This window comes from Chengkuizengella marina, assembly GCF_009910845.1.
Classification (GTDB): Bacteria; Bacillota; Bacilli; order Paenibacillales; family KCTC-33759; genus Chengkuizengella; species Chengkuizengella marina.
On record NZ_SIJB01000014.1, the window covers coordinates 66,895 to 83,758 of the forward strand.

Below are 16,864 nucleotides of genomic sequence, written 5' to 3' on the forward strand. Positions count from 1 at the left end.
TAATGTGGATTAGTATGTATCCCTTTTGAAATGGAGATGATGAAGAAATACGGTAGCTGATTCTTGAAACAGAGGTGTATTAATTTGTATAAAAACATACTCATATCAACTGTTATTATACTTATGCTCAATATGATTTTTTTAGTTTTTGATGAAATTTCAGCTTCCACATTTACAGAATCAGAAAAGAATAAAGTCATTGTGGTTTCCATTCCCGGTTTATCTTTTAATGAGTTTTCTAAGGAACAGTTACAAGTTCTTCCTTCGCTTTCATTTTTATTTGAACAAAGCAAGGTTGGAGCAATGAATGTGCGTATTAACGGAGGCAATATTGATGATGTTTATGTATCATTAGGCGCGGGTGTTCCTACGAAAAGTAGATCAGATATTAAAGCACTTCATTTGGATGAAAAAGTAGATGGAGAGTCTGCATATGAAAAATATGCTCGTTATGTTGGGAGTTTACACGAAAAAGTTGAGATAGTGGTTCCTGAAATCTCTTTATTATATGAGTTGAATGAAGATAATCGTTATCAAACACAAATAGGTTTATTAGGAGAAACGTTGAAGCAAAATGAAAAAAATATCTATGTGTATGGTAATCGAGATAGAGGGATCGTTTCAAATGAATCACACAACGAAAAAAAAAGATCATCAGCTCAAATGATAATGGATAAGAAGGGGCTAATTTCTTATGGTAATATTGGAAAACAAACGTTAACTATAAATAAAAAAAGACCATTTTCAGTGCAAACCAACTATCAATGGATATTTGAACAATTGAAAAGTGTGAAGAATAATTCCATGATTTTGATTGAGTTAGGAGATTTGGATCGCTTATATGTGGATAAGTTGTATTATTCACCAGCGCGTTTTTATCAGTTACAACAAGAAGTTTTAAAAGAACTGGATGAGTTCCTAGGAGAAATCATAAATGATATGAATCCTGAAGATTCAATGATCCTGTTTTCACCACAAGTACATCGTGATGCAAAAGAGGTGAAACTGTTATTAACACCGTTCATTTATTACGATAAGCAAATTACACCTGGGTTACTTACTTCTTCTACAACGAAACGTACAGGAATTGTTTCACATGTGGATATGGCTCCAAGTTTATTGAAATTATTTCAAACTTCTACTCCTAGCGGCATAATGGGAAATACAATAATGGCTGAAGAGAATGATCAAAAAAATGTACATTGGTTAGTTGAGGAAATAAAAAAAATTCAAAACATTTACCAGTTAAGACCTAAGCTGTTATATTCTTTTGTTACATATGAAGTGATTGTATTGATTATTAGTTTATTATTTGTGATTAAAGGTTTGAGGCAAGGGATACCATTCATAAAGCCATTTTTGTTTTCATTACTCATTGCACCACTTGTTATGCTTTGGATGGGATATTTTTCAGGGTTATCTAGTTTGATACAAATTATATTTTTTCTTGCAGTTACCATTTTATTAAGTATGATGTTTCAGTATTTTTCTATTATTTCGATGCTTACTATTATTAGTTTTTCAACTTCCTTTATGATTTTAATGGATGGTTTACTTGGTGCTTATGCTATGAAACATTCTGTATTGGGATATGATGTTATGATTGGTGCTAGATACTATGGGATTGGAAATGAATTTATGGGAGTTCTGATCGGATCAACTGCGCTTGCAGCAACCATGTTTTTTCATGTGACTTATCTGAAATATAATAGGCTGACAAAATGGTTGATTGCAGTATATTTTTTGATTGTTATATTTTATTTAGGAGCTCCTTTTTTGGGAACAAATGCTGGAGGTACTATCACAGCGATTGTGACATTCTCAATACTTTGGATAAAATGTTTTAAAGAAAAATGGGTAAGCTCCATTCACTGGTTGAAGTTCACTGTATTAAGCGCTATTTTAGGATTTATATCGTTAATTGTTTTATGGATATTAAATGATGTGATGATTACTGATCAAAATAAAGTGAGTCATATTGGAAAAGCAATGAACGGATTATTTAGTGGAAATGTACAACAAATAATAGATATTGCGATTAGGAAGATCTCTATAAATTGGCTACTCATACGTGTTTCCGCATGGAGCAAAGTGTTTTTAACTAGTTTGGTAGTGATTGTATTTTTTGTATTGAAACCAAACGGGAGGTTTAAGAAATGGCATGATAAATATTATTCCTTTATGATTGGCTTCTCTGCAACAACGATCGGTACTATTGTAGTATTTTTCATTAATGATTCAGGTATTGTAGCTGCAGCTACAATGATTGTGTATGTAGCCATTCCAATGCTGTTGTTGAAGTTGAATGATAAAGGTCGTGAAGTTGAGAATTAGTAGTGCAAAGTCATACCAATATTTAGAAATAGTAATATAGTTACAATAGTTGTTATAGGACGGTAGGTTATTCCTCTTGAAAAGGAGGTGATGCTTATGACTGTATATGAATCATTTCTTTGATGATTACGTTTGCAATTCTAATAGTTGCAATGCTGTCGATCCATAAAAAAATAGACTAAGATGAGTAGTGCAGACCAAGGCATTGGTTAGCACTACTATTTTTTTATATAGTAGATGTGAAGAATAGATCGAGGCGGTCTAGGGATCTTGAATTCGTAACGAAAACTGATTCCTCCACAAACGTGTTAGAGTTTTAAGATGAGAGTGTGAATAAAATTAATACCTAATATAATAAATATTCATTTTATTAATCATAGTCTGTATAGTATGTTAGATATAGATACCTCCTTCATTTATAAGATGAAGATACACATTGAAATTTATGTCGAAATTTGTCGTACACTTAGGAATATTGCTACCAATAAAATCAAATTTTTTTTCTTAAACATAATTACACCCTTTCATTTTTAAAATTTTAGTAAAATAAAGACTATTTTCATCAATAACGTTATTTTCCTTTCCTATTTCATCCCAAGCAGCATATTATGAACACTTTACGGGTCGGAGTGCAGTAGATTCAAATGAAATTCGATGGGGAACCGATGGTTTTAGTTTTAATAATGCAAGAGATCATGCAATAAGGGAATGGAATAATCTAGGTGCAGTGAATATTGCTCCAGATACTTGGGCTACGTATGAAGATTTAACTTTTAAAGATATCTTGGAGCAATCAACTTTACTAGGCTATTATCAAAAACTAACTGGTTCTGATATTATTGCCTTTAATGTATTTAACTTTATGAAAATGACTAACGATGAGAGAAAAAAGGTAGCACTTCATGAAATGGGACATGCATTAGGATTTGGTCATCATGATTCTGGTATTATGAGGCAAGGAAGATTTAGTATGACAGAGTTAGATGAACATATCAAAGAAGATTATTATGAATTGTATTAAGGTGGGATTAAGATATGAAAAGAAAGGTTCTGATATTTAGCACATTATTAAGTTCAATCATCTTCATAACATTTTTAAATCAAGGAATAGATAAAGACTCAGTTCAATCAAAAGAACAAAACATAGAAATTAGCGAGATATATGGAGATTTTGTGATGGATGCTACTAAAAAGGAGGAAGTGGTAGGTAACTCAGAGAATGTTTTTATAGCTAAGGTCATTAAACAAGTCGGAACTCAACCTCTTAATGAACATATGCCAAGAACTCAATTTGAAGTTGAAGTAAAACGTAATATCAAAGGAAAATTAAAAGATTTTATAATTATAAATCAAAGTGCTGGTTTTATGACAGATTCAGAGGGAAATGTAACATTAGTCAAGTTTGAAAATCAAGAGCTTTTAGAACCTGGTAAAACGTATTTATTTGCATCATTGTATGATTCAAATAACAACTGGCATAACCCTGTTCCAGGTTATGGAGAAGTATTAGTTTCAGATGATACTAAAAAACAAATGATTGATGAATATAAAAAAGCATTTAAAGCACAGAAAACTTCCAAGATTATGGAAAAACATAAAGATAAAGATTTCGTCAATGGTTATATAGATGAAGAATAGTATTCTTAAAATTCAAAAGAGAAGTTAATGAGTATTTATAACATCTGCAGCTTCATTGAATTAACGTATTCCTTACATCTTAGTTTATCACGTAAAGCTTGGAGAACGCTGACGCACTATAATAATTTCAGATATCAATGTAACTTAATGAAGAATCTCCGTAATTTATAAAAATTAACTTCTTTTTATAGCTTAGACCTTTTTTAGATGTCCTTTACAAAGGTATATTTTAAAAATATGATATGGCGCAATTGATGAGTAATATATAAATATTTAATTGACTAATCGTAAGAATAGACCGCCCTCCAAAGGTTGTGGTCTATTCTGATCATGGCTTATCGTTTGTAACGCCTAAATACATTATTGTATTCACTTACGCCAACTATATTATGTTTAAATATGTGATTAATTATAGCTAAGTATGTGTAATACGATTAAAGTTTACTACTAAAGTATAGAATTTGCACAATAAAATAATGAATGAATTTTCAATCACACCAAAGTTTCCCATTCCTCATAATCATCTTTCAGTTTTGCTTTTTTTTGTTCAATCAACTCTGTTTTTTCTTGAACCAAAACGTAATTATTAAAAATTTCAGGATCTGCTAGTTCTTTTTCAATTTCACTGATCTCCTCTTCGAGATCATGAATGGACTTTTCTAATGCTTTCACTCTTCTTTCTCGATTACGTTCATCTCGTTTTTTCTTTTTGTCTAATTCATATGAGTTCTTATTATTGTTTTCCATGTCTTCTTTATTATCTTTATTCGTAGGTTTTGAGTTCTGTTTTTCCAATTTTTCTTCTTCAAGTTCTGCTTTTTTTTCGACATAATCATCGAAATTTCCCAGGAAATGTGTCATCCCATCGGGAGAAAGCTCGAATACTTTTTCAGCAAGTTTATTTAAAAAATATCTGTCATGTGAAATAAAGAATAACGTTCCTTCATAATCCATTAATGCAGATTCCAGTACTTCTCTACTCAATAAGTCAAGATGATTGGTCGGTTCATCTAAAATGAGGACATTTGCGTTTAGTAACATTAGTTTTGCAAGAGAAACCCTTGCTTTTTCTCCTCCACTTAAGGAACTAATTTTTTTTAGAACATCGTCCCCAGAGAATAGAAAATTACCTAATACTGTTCGTATTCGTTTTTCTTCTAAATGTGGATATTCATCCCAAAGTTCATCAAGTACAGTATTATGTTCATTTAAATTTTTCTGTTCTTGATCGTAGAAGCCAAGTTTAATGTTTGATCCCCAATCCATGGTTCCTGAAGTAGGTTTATATTTTTTAAGTAACGTATTTAATAAAGTAGACTTTCCAGTCCCATTAGGTCCAATAAGTGCTATAGAGTCACCTCTGTATAATTGAAAAGTTACATTTTTAAATAAAGGTGAATTTTCTTCAAATTCGAAAGATATATCATTAACCTTCAATACATCATTTCCTGTTCTTTTTTCAATTTGGAACGTGAAATGAGCTTTTTTTAGCCCTTCTGAAGGTTTATCTAATACTTCCATTTTTTCTAGCGCTTTTCTACGGCTCTGTGCTCTTTTTGTGGTTGATGCTCTAGCCAGATTTTTCTGTACAAAATCCTGCATCTTTGAAATTTCAGCCTGTTGTTTTTCATATTTTTTACTTTCAATCTCAAAATCTTGTGCTTTTAACTCTAAATATCTTGTATAGTTCCCTGTATATCTCTTGCTTGTTGTCCTTTCAATTTCATATATGACATTTACTAGGGCATCAAGAAAATAACGATCATGTGAAACGACCACAACTGCACCATCATAAGAACGTAAAAAACTTTCCAGCCAAGATAATGTGGTTAAATCTAAGTAGTTGGTCGGTTCATCTAATAATAGGACGTCTGGAGATTGTAGCAGCAACTTTGCTAAAGCTAATCTAGTTTTTTGTCCACCGCTTAAGTTTTCAATTCGTGATTCTGAAGGGATTTTGGCGAAACCCATACCATGTAAAATCCCTCTTATGTTTGCATCAATTTCATAACCGCCTTGTTCCTTAAATGTATCTGAGAGTTTGGAATAACGCTCTAGCGTTTGTTCGTATAGTTTTGTGTTTTCAATGACTTGAGGATCAGACATTTGTTGCTCCAGCATACGAAGCTCTGTTTCCATTTTTAAAACTTGTTCATATATGGATAACATTTCATTCCAAATCGTTTTATCTGAATGTAACCCGCTATTTTGTGCTAAGTATCCGATGCTAACTTCTTTGGCTTTAAAGATATCACCTGATGATGGCGATAACTCTCCAGCAATAATTTTCATTAAAGTTGATTTACCAGCACCATTCACACCTACAATACCAATGCGTTCTTGTTTTTCTATTTGTATGGAAGCGTTAGATAATATGGTTTCTATGCCATAACTTTTACTTATATTAGATGCTTGTAGAAGCATGTTTTTAAGACCTCCTGCAATACTTCTTCCTTATGTTGATTAATAAAAAATTGTATAGTTAGTAGTTTCAAAAGTGCAGTCCTATTCAGTGTAACTTAAATTTACCTACACTTCAAAGTGATATTTACTTACCAAATTTTATAACTAGGATGAGGGAACTAGCTCATGTATGATATAAAGAAAGACAATAACTAGAAGGGAGACTACTTATGAAATCAAAGCTTTTTTGTAAACGCTTTCTATTTGTTGTATTACTCATTATGTTAACTTCTAGTTTTTTTTACCCTTCTACACGAGAGACAAAAAAAGGATCGGAAAAATCAATGAAACTAGTGAGTGCATCCTCTTCTGATTTCAACAATTTATTAGAAGTAATGACTTATAATATAAGACATGCAAGAGGGTTGGATGGAAGTGTGGACCTAAATCGTATTACTACTGTGATTGAAGATTCAGGCGCAGAGATTGTCGGTTTACAAGAAGTCGATCGATTTCATATTAGAAGTAATATGGTAGATCAAATAGAGGAGATTGCAGATAGGTTAAATATGCATTGGGCTTTTGTTCCTAGTGTGCAGTTTAGCTTCATGGAGTATGGAAACGCAATTTTGAGTCGTTATCCAATCGTAAATACAGAAATGATTTATCTAGCTAATGATATTGAAGATCGAAGCGCTATACTAGTAGATATAGAGACACCACTTGGTATAATCAAGATCATCAATGTGCATTTTGGGTTAACGTTTGAGGAAAAGGAATCACAAATCACTCAGATTTTGTTACATATACAAAACATTGAACAACCTATTATTATTATGGGTGATTTTAATATGACGTCAGATAATACACTTATGCAAGATTTAGCTCATTTATGGCAGAGTTCTCGTACTGATTCTCCTACGGTCTTAAGTGGTTTGGAGATTGATTATATTTTTGCCAATAATGGATTGCTTATATTAGATAGTTGGACGATCGAATCCGATGCTTCAGATCACTTACCTGTAGTTGCAGAAATTTCAGCAATACAAATGTATTGAGATTGAAAGTAAATAGGAGTTATTATAGGTACATGATAAAATAAAGTTAGGAATATATAATTTGATATGGAAAGGTCATTTGATTTATGTCCATAAAAAATGAGAAATTAGAATTGAGAAATAAAATGATTAGCGTTCGATCAAAAATCTCAACAGAAGAAAGAATGATAAAGTCAGAGCAAATCTGCAGTCATATCATTCAATATATTGAGGGAACACTAAATTTGCAACAACCTATTAACATATTGATGTACATGCCTTTTAAAAATGAAGTAGATATCACACCATTCATGAGTTGGTGTTGGAAATCAGGCGGGACTGTATTTCTTCCCAAGGTTATTCAAAATTATCAAATGGAAATTCACTTGATAAAAAACTTAAATGAGGTAGAAGTAGGGAAATTTGGAATCTTTGAGCCCAAACCAAATACGAGTATTTGTAACGATATAGCTCAAATTAATGTGGTGATTGTCCCAGGTATTGCTTTTAATCAATCGGGTAGTAGATTAGGTTTCGGTGGTGGATATTATGATCGTTTTTTTTCACGTTATGATCAATTAGGTTTAAAAGTACCGTATAAAATTGCTGTTGCCTATGACTTGCAAATTGTAGAAGATGTTCCTATAGAGAAACATGATTATATGATGGATCAAATCATTACAGAAAAAGGGATACTATTGAAATAATCAGAAAGATAAATTATTTTTAATTTTCATTTAATGAATTTGTAACATGTTTAGCAGTTAAATATTTTAAAATTAAGATAAAATATAAATGAAGGAGAAATGCTATTTGGAAGAAGGAACAACATTTACCCATATGAATGAACAAGGAAGAGCACGAATGGTGGATGTTTCAGAGAAAAATCAAACGAAAAGAACAGCTCTTGCCAAAACCTCAATGAAGATGGAGTCAACTACATTAACTGCCATAAAGGAAGGGAAAATAAAAAAAGGAGATGTACTGGCTGTAGCACAGGTGGCAGGCATAATGGCCGCTAAAAAAACAAGTGAATGGATTCCAATGTGTCATCCCATTCCGATAACAGGTATTGATATTCGTTTTTCTGATAACAACAAAGACGAGTTATATATTGAAGCCATTGTAAGTACAGTAGGCAAAACAGGTGTAGAGATGGAAGCACTAACTGCTGCATCCGCAACAGCTTTAACTGTGTATGACATGTGCAAAGCATTGGAAAAAGCGATTATCATCGGTCCCACTTATTTAGCAGAAAAAACGGGCGGTAAAAGCGGAGATTATCATAGGTAGTGATTGGAGGTGGGAGACCAATGCGCTGGAAAGTAGCCATTTTAACAGCAAGTGATAAGGGTTCTAGAGGGGAAAGAGAAGATATTAGTGCTCAGGTGATTAGGGAATTAATTGAAGAGGAGATGGATGGACATATTGTCCAATATAAAATTGTTCCTGATGAGCAACAAATGATCAAAAAGACACTGATTGAAATGGTCGATCAATATGAAGCAGATTTAATTTTAACGACAGGTGGAACTGGGTTTGCCCATAGGGATGTCACACCAGAAGCGACTCTAGAAGTCGTTGAAAAACAAGTTCCTGGATTCGCTGAGGTCATGAGATCAGCATCAATGTTGAAAACGAGGCGTGCTATGCTGTCAAGAGCTGTATCAGGCATACGTGGCAAAACTTTAATTATTAATTTGCCTGGCAGTCCAAAAGGTGTGCATGAAAATTTGCAAGCGATTATTGATCAATTACCTCATGCTTTAAGTATTCTTACAGGTGTGGAGGGAGAGCATAAATCATGACAAAAGGCGATATGTTGCAGGAAGTTCGTACAAAGGATGCTATAGGAATGGTATTGGCTCATGACCTGACTCAAATTATTCCAGGTGAATTTAAGGGCAGATTGTTTAAAAAAGGACATGTGATTCAAAAAGACGATATTCCTAAGCTTTTAGATATTGGTAAGGAACATATATATATTCTAAATTTAAAACGAGGGTTTCTTCATGAAAATGAAGCAGCTATACAGATGGCCAACTTATTGTACGGAGAAAATGTCGAATGTACTGATCCTAGAGAGGGAAAAGTAAACATAAAATCCAAAATTCATGGATTGGTTAAAGTAAATGCGGATTTAATAAATGAAGTAAATAAAATTGATGATATTGCAGTAGCAACTTTGAAAAATAATACAGTAGTTGAAGCAAATCAACCAATAGTTGGCACAAGAGTTATTCCTTTAATCGTAAACAAAGACAAACTAGAACAGTTTGAAAAAATGATCAAACAGTATAAATTAGATAAAGATAGAGATTCATTGATTCATGTGAAACCTTTTCGTCAAATGAAAGTAGGTTTGATTACAACCGGAGGAGAAGTATTTACAGGAAGAATTAAAGATAGATTTGGACCTATTGTAAAACAGAAGCTTGTCAATCTAGGATCTGAAGTCATAGATCAGCGTTTTTCTCCAGATAATACTGAAACGATCGTACAACATATTTATAGCTTTAAGGATGAACATGTTGATCTTATATTAATAACAGGGGGAATGTCTGTTGATCCTGATGATCGAACACCAGGTGCCATAAAACAATCAGGTGCAGATGTGGTAAGTTACGGTACACCTATGTTGCCTGGTTCCATGTTAATGATGGCTTATTTAGGAGATACTCCTATTATGGGGCTTCCAGGGTGTGTAATGCATGATCCATTTACCTCTTTTGATGTACTGTTACCTCGAATCTGTGCAGGTGAGAAAATTGAAAAGGAAGACATTACTATTATGGGTTATGGTGGATTATATCACTGTTAAGTTATAATATATATATAGATCAATAAAAACGAAAGGAGGGATTCCCATGGGTCTTGGAGCCATAGGAATACCTGGGCTTATACTGATTTTAATCATTGCATTAGTTTTATTTGGACCAAATAAACTTCCAGAGTTAGGTCGTGCATTTGGGAAAACATTAAAAGAATTTAAAAAAGGTGCAAATGACATTTTAGATGACGAAGACAAAAATAATCAAAATGTGACACGTAAAGAGATTAATGAAGCAGAAGTATCACAAAGTAAAAAGGACAAGGAAGATAACAGAAGATTGCCTGATTAAGTTGGTGAGAAGAGATGAGTTCAAAACAAGATATGGAGTTAGTCCAGCACCTGGGTGAATTACGCAAGCGTATTATTTGGGTCGTTATCGTATTAATTGTATGTATGGTTGCAGGATTTGTCGTTGCACAACCAATCATCAATTATTTAAGGGAAGCAGCCCCAGATATTAGCTTAAATGCATTCTCACCTTGGGATGCTGTTCGGATATATGTGAATGTTGCTTTTATATTTGCATTAGTTGTTTCACTTCCCTTTACTTTGTTTCAGATTTGGGCTTTTGTCAAACCTGGATTAAAACCGAAGGAGCAAAAAGCTTCACTTGCTTATGTGCCTTTTGCATTTCTAATGGTTTTAGTAGGCTTGTGCTTTGGTTATTTTGTCGTATTTCCGTTAGCTTTTATGTTTACATCCACTATTACAGAAAGCCTAGAATTAATTGAAACGTACGGGCTTTCTCAGTACTTTTCTTTTATGTTTAACATTTTAATCCCTCTGGCAGTCATATTTCAATTGCCAGTTGTTGTCATGTTTTTAACAAAAATAAAAATATTAAATCCAAAACTTTTAAAAAAAGTAAGAAAGTTTGCTTATTTTATATTAGTTGTATTAGGCACATTAGTCACTCCTCCAGATGCCATTACAGCTTTAATTGTTGCTGTTCCTATGATTCTTTTATACGAATTCAGTGTATTACTTTCAAAAAGAGTATACAAGAAACAATTAGAGTTGGATCGAGCTTGGGAAGAGGAATATGGTGAGAAATAATAGATTGATATGAAAAACACTATGTAAGGTGCAATAAAGCACATGTATTAGTGTTTTTTCTATACCACAAAAAGTGAAGTCAACCAAAGTTGTACAATTGAGTACTTTTCGGGACCGCATAACCATATAATTTTTTATTCGAGAAAAAAAATTTACTTAAACCACTTGAAATGTATGAATAAAATGAGTATGATAAATAGTGTTGTTAGCACTTTACTAAACTGAGTGCTAATAATACCAAAATAATGTAACTTTGCATTACATATTTTTTAAGGAGGGTAATTACCTATGATTAAACCACTAGGTGATCGCGTAGTGATAGAAGCTGTTGCGAAGGAGGAAACAACAGCTAGCGGTATCGTATTACCAGATTCAGCAAAAGAAAAACCTCAAGAGGGTAAAATTGTTGCAGTAGGAAGCGGTACTTTAAAAGATGGGGAGCGTATTCCTCTTGAAGTAAAAACAGGAGATACAGTACTTTTCTCTAAATATGCAGGTACAGAAGTGAAATACGACGGTCAAGAATTATTGATCATGCGTGAAAGTGATATTCTTGCAGTTTTAGCATAAATATATACGGTTCAAATTAAGGAGGTAACATATAAAAATGGCAAAACAAATTCAATTTAGTGAAGATGCACGCAGAGCGATGCTTCGTGGTGTAGATGAATTAGCAAATGCTGTAAAAGTAACTCTAGGTCCAAAAGGGCGTAACGTTGTTCTTGAGAAAAAATTTGGTAGCCCATTGATTACAAATGATGGTGTAACCATTGCTAAAGAAATCGAATTAGAAGATGCATTTGAAAACATGGGTGCTCAACTAGTTAAAGAAGTAGCTACTAAAACAAACGATGTTGCTGGTGACGGTACAACTACAGCAACTGTATTAGCACAAGCTATGATTCGTGAAGGTTTAAAAAATGTTACAGCGGGTGCAAACCCAATGGTGATTCGTAAAGGAATTGAAAAAGCAGTTGCTGCTGCAGTAACTCAACTTCAAGAAATTGCGAAACCAGTTGAAAACAAACAATCTATTGCACAAGTTGCTGCTATTTCAGCTGCTGACGAAGAAGTAGGTCAATTAATTGCTGAAGCAATGGAAAAAGTAGGAAATGATGGAGTTATCACTGTTGAAGAATCCAAAGGATTTGCTACTGAACTAGAAGTAGTTGAAGGTATGCAGTTTGACCGTGGATACATTTCTCCATACATGATCACAGATACGGATAAAATGGAAGCCGTTTTAGATGATGCTTATATTTTAATTACAGATAAAAAAATTACAAACATCCAAGAGATTTTACCAGTACTTGAAAAAGTAGTTCAACAAGGTAAGCCACTTGTAATTATCGCTGAGGATGTTGAAGGTGAAGCATTAGCTACATTAGTAGTGAATAAATTACGTGGAACTTTTAATTGTACAGCTGTAAAAGCACCTGGATTTGGTGACCGTCGTAAAGCAATGTTACAAGATATTGCTGTATTAACTGGTGGTCAAGTGATTACTGAAGAGTTAGGGTTAGAATTGAAAAATACGGATATTTCTCAATTAGGACGCGCTCGTCAAATCGTAGTTCAAAAAGAAAACACAATCGTTGTTGACGGAGCAGGTGAAGCTGCTGATATCGGCGCTCGTGTACAACAAATCCGTAACCAATTAGAAGAAACAACTTCTGAATTTGATAAAGAAAAATTACAAGAGCGTTTAGCTAAATTAAGTGGTGGAGTAGCGGTAATTAAAGTAGGTGCAGCTACAGAAACTGAATTAAAAGAACGTAAACTTCGCATTGAGGATGCTCTTAACTCTACACGTGCAGCAGTAGAAGAAGGTATTGTATCAGGTGGAGGTACAGCATTAATTAATGTTTATGATGCAGTTGCTGCTGTTGAAGCAGAAGGAGATCAATTAACGGGTATGAATATCGTATTACGTGCTTTAGAAGAGCCTGTACGTATCATCACTTCAAACGCTGGTTTAGAAGGTTCTGTTATCGTTGATCGCTTGAAAAAAGAAGAAGTAGGTGTTGGTTTCAACGCAGCTACTAGTGAATGGGTAAACATGGTTGACGCAGGTATTGTTGATCCAGCTAAAGTTACTCGTTCTGCATTGCAAAACGCAGCTTCTGTTGCGGCAATGTTCTTAACTACAGAAGCAGTTATTGCTGACAAACCAGAAGAAAATGCTGCTGGTGCTCCTGCTATGCCTGATATGGGTGGCATGGGTGGAATGGGCGGAATGGGCGGTATGATGTAATATCATCCCCACAAGCCTATAATACCAATGGTTTTAAGCATGTGATCAATAAAAGTTTAACATTGGTTTAACATTTATCTAACGGAGGTTTCTCATGAGTTCACTGAACTTGTCAGAAGCCTCTTTCTTTTTTGGTTTAGTAACGTGGAGATATACATGTTTTGTTGTGCTGTCATCTTTGTGTCCTAAACGATCCATAATTTCTTGAAGCTCTACTCCTGCTTCTGCAAGTAAAGAAGTATAACTTCAGAAGTCTTTTCATTCTATTTCCTATTGTTTTTAGATACTCGGGGTATCATTTTATCCCTACTCACAGGCTGAGCATTAGTAGGATGATATACAAATACAACTAAAATACATCACTCCTGAGTTTTTTCCAATGACTTTCTCCTTGTTCTTAAAGAGGAAACTTCAGAAACTTCTTTTATAATACTTAAGGCACAGCTAGAAAAAACTACATTTCGTTTTGTTATATCCTCTGCAATGACAATGCCCTCTCCTACCTTTACAATAATTACTATATCGCATCCCACTCCTCCCGTAATACATATTGGTTTCCCTAGTAATGAATTTGCTACATTGGTGATAGGATCTTCACAGCAAACACATTCCCCTTTTGTGTTTTGTTGAATTGGCTTTACATCGGGTAGCTTCCTAGTTGTAACTATAGTAGCAGTAACGATATTACAAATGGAAACATGAGCTATATTATTGTCTGCAATGTCTAGACCTGATACAATAAAGTTTTCGACTTTATTTATTTTGATTTGAATAACAGCAGGACCAGGGAAATTTGTAAGAATAATAACTTCTTCATTTATAAACTGTTCCAAAACACACTGCATTGGGCAGACGCAACAATCGCACTTTGTTTTATCAAAATGTCCCATAAATTCACCCTCAATTTCTTTTTAGTTAATTTATTGTATGACTTTTATTTGGGTTTGACTGGACGTATGTAATATATTACACAATTTCCGCTAATATAAATATGATTCTAAACAAAAGAAATAGACACTACTAATAGTGTCCATCTACTTATTTAATGTGTCCAGGTTATCACTTGGTTTAGAATTTTTGAGTTCATTTTCTTTTTACCGTGAAGTCCCTTCATTGTTAATGAGTTCCTATATTCTTTTAAACAAATTTGTTTGTCTAATAGGAACATCAATTGCAGTAATAAAACACGTTGAAATTATAAAAAACAACGTCATTCCATCAATTTCTCCTTTAGCTAATACAAGTCCTTCTCCTACTTTTAATATAATTGCATCGAGACCTACAATGTTTACATTTTGATTAATTTTAGAATGTAATAAATTAGTCATAGGATCTTCAATACATGCACATTCTCCAATATTTTTCTCTATTTTTTTTAATTGAATTTGAGGATTGAAATCCATTGATATAGCTATAATAGAATGAATCGCAAAATCTCCGTTATCAGTAAATAAAATAAAATTTTCTACACGTTCTACATTTGCTGGAACTGCAATAACATCACTTCCAAATAATACAGATACGTTTATATTTCTACCAATTAACTGCTTCAATACACATTGCATTGGGCAAACGCAACAATCACAAAGGGATTTATCGAAATGTCCCATAAAATCACGTCCTTCATTTTTTATTAATGTATTCATAGTTGTGTGGCTTTGACTGGACGTGTAACTATTTTCAAAAATTGTGCTCTTGTGTATCATCCTGTACCTCTGGTATAATAAGAACACACGTTCTATAAGAGGTGAGTGAAATGAAAAAAAATAAACTAACACCTGGATCAAATATGATGTGGGAAGCAAGCCGTATAATACTACCTGAACATAAAGAACTCATGAATTATTATCAAAAAGAAAGAAATAGAAAAACGAAACCAGAACTTGCAGAGGAAGAAGTCAATATTATATCTCAACAATTATCTGAATCAAAGTTGAGTGAATCACAAATCACAGTCGAGTTGTTCAGAGATTTTGATCAGAATGCGTTTAAAACTGGAATAGTAACTAAATTTGACACTCAGTTAAGACAAATAAAATTAGATCTTGAGGATGAATTTGAGTATCAAAACAGGTAAAGATGAGAAAACAAGTCCGTTCAAACTGAACGGACTTGATAAAGGTGATATTTCAATAAAGCTTTCTACCTTTCAAAGATTTAATTTTTGAAAGGTAGAATCTTCTTTAGCTTGAATAATACGTTATTACTCCTATTATGGTAAAAAATACAAATATTCCTAATACAGACCATAATATAATTTTAGTAGATTTAGACATCACATTTCTCCTATTAAATAATTAACTTCTCCAGAATGATCCAGATATTTTCCCATCTTCATCACCAGTTACTGTCATGTAATATGTACCTATTTGTACATCTAGACCATTTAAAGGTCCAATTTCATAATCAAAAGAAACTTTAGCAGTATATATTCCATTACCAATATTTACTACACCACGACCAGCACCATTTACAGAAGTAAGTTCGGTTTGAACCATAGGGTTAAGATTTCTTAATACAACACCAGTTGCACTTACTGCCTTAGTAGCTCCTGATGAGTTGTAGTCATAGGTACCTTCTACTTTATATTTTAATACATTAAGTCCTAATATGTCTAACTCTTTTACATGTTCAATTGTACGAGTTCCACTAGCCAATGCAAATGCACTTTTTTCAGATTTAATATCCTTTGTAATAGTTTTTTCTACTATTTCAATATTAGAATCACTAGTATCAAACATCATTGCAGGATTATTGATATACTCCAAAAACTTCTCTTGATCTTCAGCTTTTAAATTTTTGAATTGATTTAATGTTTCTATAGCACCTTCATTTTCTAAATAATGAATATATGACTCCACGGTATAAACGGATTCTACTTGTTCAGCATTTACCACTGGTACAGAAAGTAATAGTACGGCAATAAGAGTAATAATAATTTTTTTCATATTTAATTTATACAGCTCCTATAGAATATATTAGTAATAAACATTAGTTTATCCCGTCGAACAAACTATAATATGCAAATAATTACAATCGATTGCTATTTACTACCACAGTTTAACATTTAATATAAACTATTTCAATTTTTTGGGGGGGTTAAAAATTTTAACCCCCTTATATATATTTTTAATTTAATTCTCCATAACATTATAAAAACCACCGACAATTAAGTCAGTGGTTCGGTGTCTCATCCCTAATGAGGCCATATGCCCATAAAAATTTAGTTTTGGAAATGCATATTTAAAGGGGTTTGGAATGGTAACTCTATTATATCAAACACCTAATTTTTACAATAATACTTACCAA

At 33.0% G+C, this 16,864-nt stretch carries 18 protein-coding genes and 1 pseudogene; 14 read left to right on the forward strand and 5 right to left on the reverse strand.

The window, feature by feature from the left end:
• Positions 1-84 precede the first annotated feature (84 nt).
• The 4 genes from ERL59_RS05930 to ERL59_RS05940 all read left to right on the forward strand — a co-directional run bounded on the left by ERL59_RS05930 (position 85) and on the right by ERL59_RS05940 (position 3,972).
• A complete protein-coding gene (locus ERL59_RS05930; RefSeq protein WP_160645270.1) occupies positions 85-2,334 on the forward strand; it encodes a hypothetical protein in 2,250 nt (749 codons plus the stop codon).
• Positions 2,335-2,447: 113 nt separating this feature from the next.
• Positions 2,448-2,516, forward strand: a complete 69-nt coding sequence (locus ERL59_RS21585) for a hypothetical protein (RefSeq protein WP_407925685.1) — start codon at positions 2,448-2,450, stop codon at positions 2,514-2,516.
• Positions 2,517-3,061: 545 nt separating this feature from the next.
• Complete coding sequence (locus tag ERL59_RS05935; RefSeq protein ID WP_160645271.1) at positions 3,062-3,355, forward strand: zinc metalloprotease; 294 nt, start codon at positions 3,062-3,064, stop codon at positions 3,353-3,355.
• Between the two features lie 14 nt (positions 3,356-3,369).
• Complete coding sequence (locus ERL59_RS05940) at positions 3,370-3,972, forward strand: hypothetical protein (protein ID WP_160645272.1); 603 nt, start codon at positions 3,370-3,372, stop codon at positions 3,970-3,972.
• A gap of 492 nt (positions 3,973-4,464) precedes the next feature.
• Here the strand turns inward: ERL59_RS05940 and abc-f are convergent, their stop codons facing one another.
• Positions 4,465-6,396 carry a ribosomal protection-like ABC-F family protein gene (gene abc-f / locus ERL59_RS05945; RefSeq protein WP_160645273.1) on the reverse strand — a complete coding sequence of 644 codons (1,932 nt, stop codon included), beginning with the start codon at positions 6,394-6,396 and terminating at the stop codon, positions 4,465-4,467.
• A 209-nt stretch (positions 6,397-6,605) separates the two neighbouring features.
• Here abc-f and ERL59_RS05950 point away from each other — a divergent pair, with 209 nt between their 5' ends.
• From ERL59_RS05950 to groL, 9 genes are all read left to right on the forward strand, one after another.
• The gene (locus tag ERL59_RS05950; protein ID WP_160645274.1) at positions 6,606-7,433 is read left to right on the forward strand and encodes an endonuclease/exonuclease/phosphatase family protein; all 828 of its coding nucleotides are present in this window, start codon (positions 6,606-6,608) and stop codon (positions 7,431-7,433) included.
• A 113-nt stretch (positions 7,434-7,546) separates the two neighbouring features.
• A complete protein-coding gene (locus tag ERL59_RS05955) occupies positions 7,547-8,119 on the forward strand; it encodes a 5-formyltetrahydrofolate cyclo-ligase (RefSeq protein ID WP_160645275.1) in 573 nt (190 codons plus the stop codon).
• Between the two features lie 106 nt (positions 8,120-8,225).
• Positions 8,226-8,705 carry a cyclic pyranopterin monophosphate synthase MoaC gene (gene moaC, locus ERL59_RS05960; RefSeq protein ID WP_268894496.1) on the forward strand — a complete coding sequence of 160 codons (480 nt, stop codon included), beginning with the start codon at positions 8,226-8,228 and terminating at the stop codon, positions 8,703-8,705.
• A 20-nt stretch (positions 8,706-8,725) separates the two neighbouring features.
• A complete protein-coding gene (gene mog, locus ERL59_RS05965; protein ID WP_160645277.1) occupies positions 8,726-9,220 on the forward strand; it encodes a molybdopterin adenylyltransferase in 495 nt (164 codons plus the stop codon).
• Positions 9,217-10,233, forward strand: a complete 1,017-nt coding sequence (locus ERL59_RS05970) for a molybdopterin-binding protein (protein WP_160645278.1) — start codon at positions 9,217-9,219, stop codon at positions 10,231-10,233. Before mog ends, ERL59_RS05970 begins: the two co-directional genes overlap by 4 nt.
• Before the next feature lie 46 nt (positions 10,234-10,279).
• Complete coding sequence (tatA, locus tag ERL59_RS05975) at positions 10,280-10,534, forward strand: twin-arginine translocase TatA/TatE family subunit (protein ID WP_160645279.1); 255 nt, start codon at positions 10,280-10,282, stop codon at positions 10,532-10,534.
• Between the two features lie 14 nt (positions 10,535-10,548).
• Entirely contained in the window at positions 10,549-11,301 is a 753-nt protein-coding gene (tatC, locus tag ERL59_RS05980) for a twin-arginine translocase subunit TatC (protein ID WP_160645280.1), read from the forward strand.
• A 288-nt stretch (positions 11,302-11,589) separates the two neighbouring features.
• Positions 11,590-11,871 carry a co-chaperone GroES gene (groES, locus tag ERL59_RS05985; RefSeq protein ID WP_160645281.1) on the forward strand — a complete coding sequence of 94 codons (282 nt, stop codon included), beginning with the start codon at positions 11,590-11,592 and terminating at the stop codon, positions 11,869-11,871.
• A gap of 37 nt (positions 11,872-11,908) precedes the next feature.
• The gene (gene groL / locus ERL59_RS05990; protein WP_160645282.1) at positions 11,909-13,555 is read left to right on the forward strand and encodes a chaperonin GroEL; all 1,647 of its coding nucleotides are present in this window, start codon (positions 11,909-11,911) and stop codon (positions 13,553-13,555) included.
• 78 nt (positions 13,556-13,633) lie between these two features.
• Here groL and ERL59_RS21670 read toward each other — a convergent pair.
• The 3 genes and pseudogenes from ERL59_RS21670 to ERL59_RS06000 all read right to left on the reverse strand — a co-directional run.
• Positions 13,634-13,850, reverse strand: a pseudogene (locus ERL59_RS21670) (site-specific integrase); the annotation flags it as partial.
• Positions 13,851-13,914: 64 nt separating this feature from the next.
• Positions 13,915-14,445, reverse strand: a complete 531-nt coding sequence (locus ERL59_RS05995) for a hypothetical protein (protein WP_160645283.1) — start codon at positions 14,443-14,445, stop codon at positions 13,915-13,917.
• A gap of 237 nt (positions 14,446-14,682) precedes the next feature.
• Positions 14,683-15,165 carry a hypothetical protein gene (locus ERL59_RS06000; RefSeq protein WP_160645284.1) on the reverse strand — a complete coding sequence of 161 codons (483 nt, stop codon included), beginning with the start codon at positions 15,163-15,165 and terminating at the stop codon, positions 14,683-14,685.
• Positions 15,166-15,311: 146 nt separating this feature from the next.
• Here ERL59_RS06000 and ERL59_RS06005 point away from each other — a divergent pair, with 146 nt between their 5' ends.
• Complete coding sequence (locus tag ERL59_RS06005) at positions 15,312-15,632, forward strand: YolD-like family protein (protein ID WP_160645285.1); 321 nt, start codon at positions 15,312-15,314, stop codon at positions 15,630-15,632.
• 220 nt (positions 15,633-15,852) lie between these two features.
• Here the strand turns inward: ERL59_RS06005 and ERL59_RS06010 are convergent, their stop codons facing one another.
• Complete coding sequence (locus ERL59_RS06010; protein WP_160645286.1) at positions 15,853-16,503, reverse strand: hypothetical protein; 651 nt, start codon at positions 16,501-16,503, stop codon at positions 15,853-15,855.
• Between the last annotated feature and the right edge of the window lie 361 nt (positions 16,504-16,864).

What these genes read in the sequence shown, in the direction of transcription:
- ERL59_RS05940 (WP_160645272.1), top strand. Translation starts at nt 3,370, where the DNA reads ATGAAAAGAAAGGTTCTGATATTTAGCACATTATTAAGTTCAATCATC.
- abc-f (WP_160645273.1), bottom strand. Translation starts at nt 6,396, where the DNA reads ATGCTTCTACAAGCATCTAATATAAGTAAAAGTTATGGCATAGAAACC.
- ERL59_RS05950 (WP_160645274.1), top strand. Translation starts at nt 6,606, where the DNA reads ATGAAATCAAAGCTTTTTTGTAAACGCTTTCTATTTGTTGTATTACTC.
- mog (WP_160645277.1), top strand. Translation starts at nt 8,726, where the DNA reads ATGCGCTGGAAAGTAGCCATTTTAACAGCAAGTGATAAGGGTTCTAGA.
- ERL59_RS05970 (WP_160645278.1), top strand. Translation starts at nt 9,217, where the DNA reads ATGACAAAAGGCGATATGTTGCAGGAAGTTCGTACAAAGGATGCTATA.
- tatA (WP_160645279.1), top strand. Translation starts at nt 10,280, where the DNA reads ATGGGTCTTGGAGCCATAGGAATACCTGGGCTTATACTGATTTTAATC.
- tatC (WP_160645280.1), top strand. Translation starts at nt 10,549, where the DNA reads ATGAGTTCAAAACAAGATATGGAGTTAGTCCAGCACCTGGGTGAATTA.
- groES (WP_160645281.1), top strand. Translation starts at nt 11,590, where the DNA reads ATGATTAAACCACTAGGTGATCGCGTAGTGATAGAAGCTGTTGCGAAG.
- groL (WP_160645282.1), top strand. Translation starts at nt 11,909, where the DNA reads ATGGCAAAACAAATTCAATTTAGTGAAGATGCACGCAGAGCGATGCTT.
- ERL59_RS05995 (WP_160645283.1), bottom strand. Translation starts at nt 14,445, where the DNA reads ATGGGACATTTTGATAAAACAAAGTGCGATTGTTGCGTCTGCCCAATG.
- ERL59_RS06000 (WP_160645284.1), bottom strand. Translation starts at nt 15,165, where the DNA reads ATGGGACATTTCGATAAATCCCTTTGTGATTGTTGCGTTTGCCCAATG.
- ERL59_RS06005 (WP_160645285.1), top strand. Translation starts at nt 15,312, where the DNA reads ATGAAAAAAAATAAACTAACACCTGGATCAAATATGATGTGGGAAGCA.
- ERL59_RS06010 (WP_160645286.1), bottom strand. Translation starts at nt 16,503, where the DNA reads ATGAAAAAAATTATTATTACTCTTATTGCCGTACTATTACTTTCTGTA.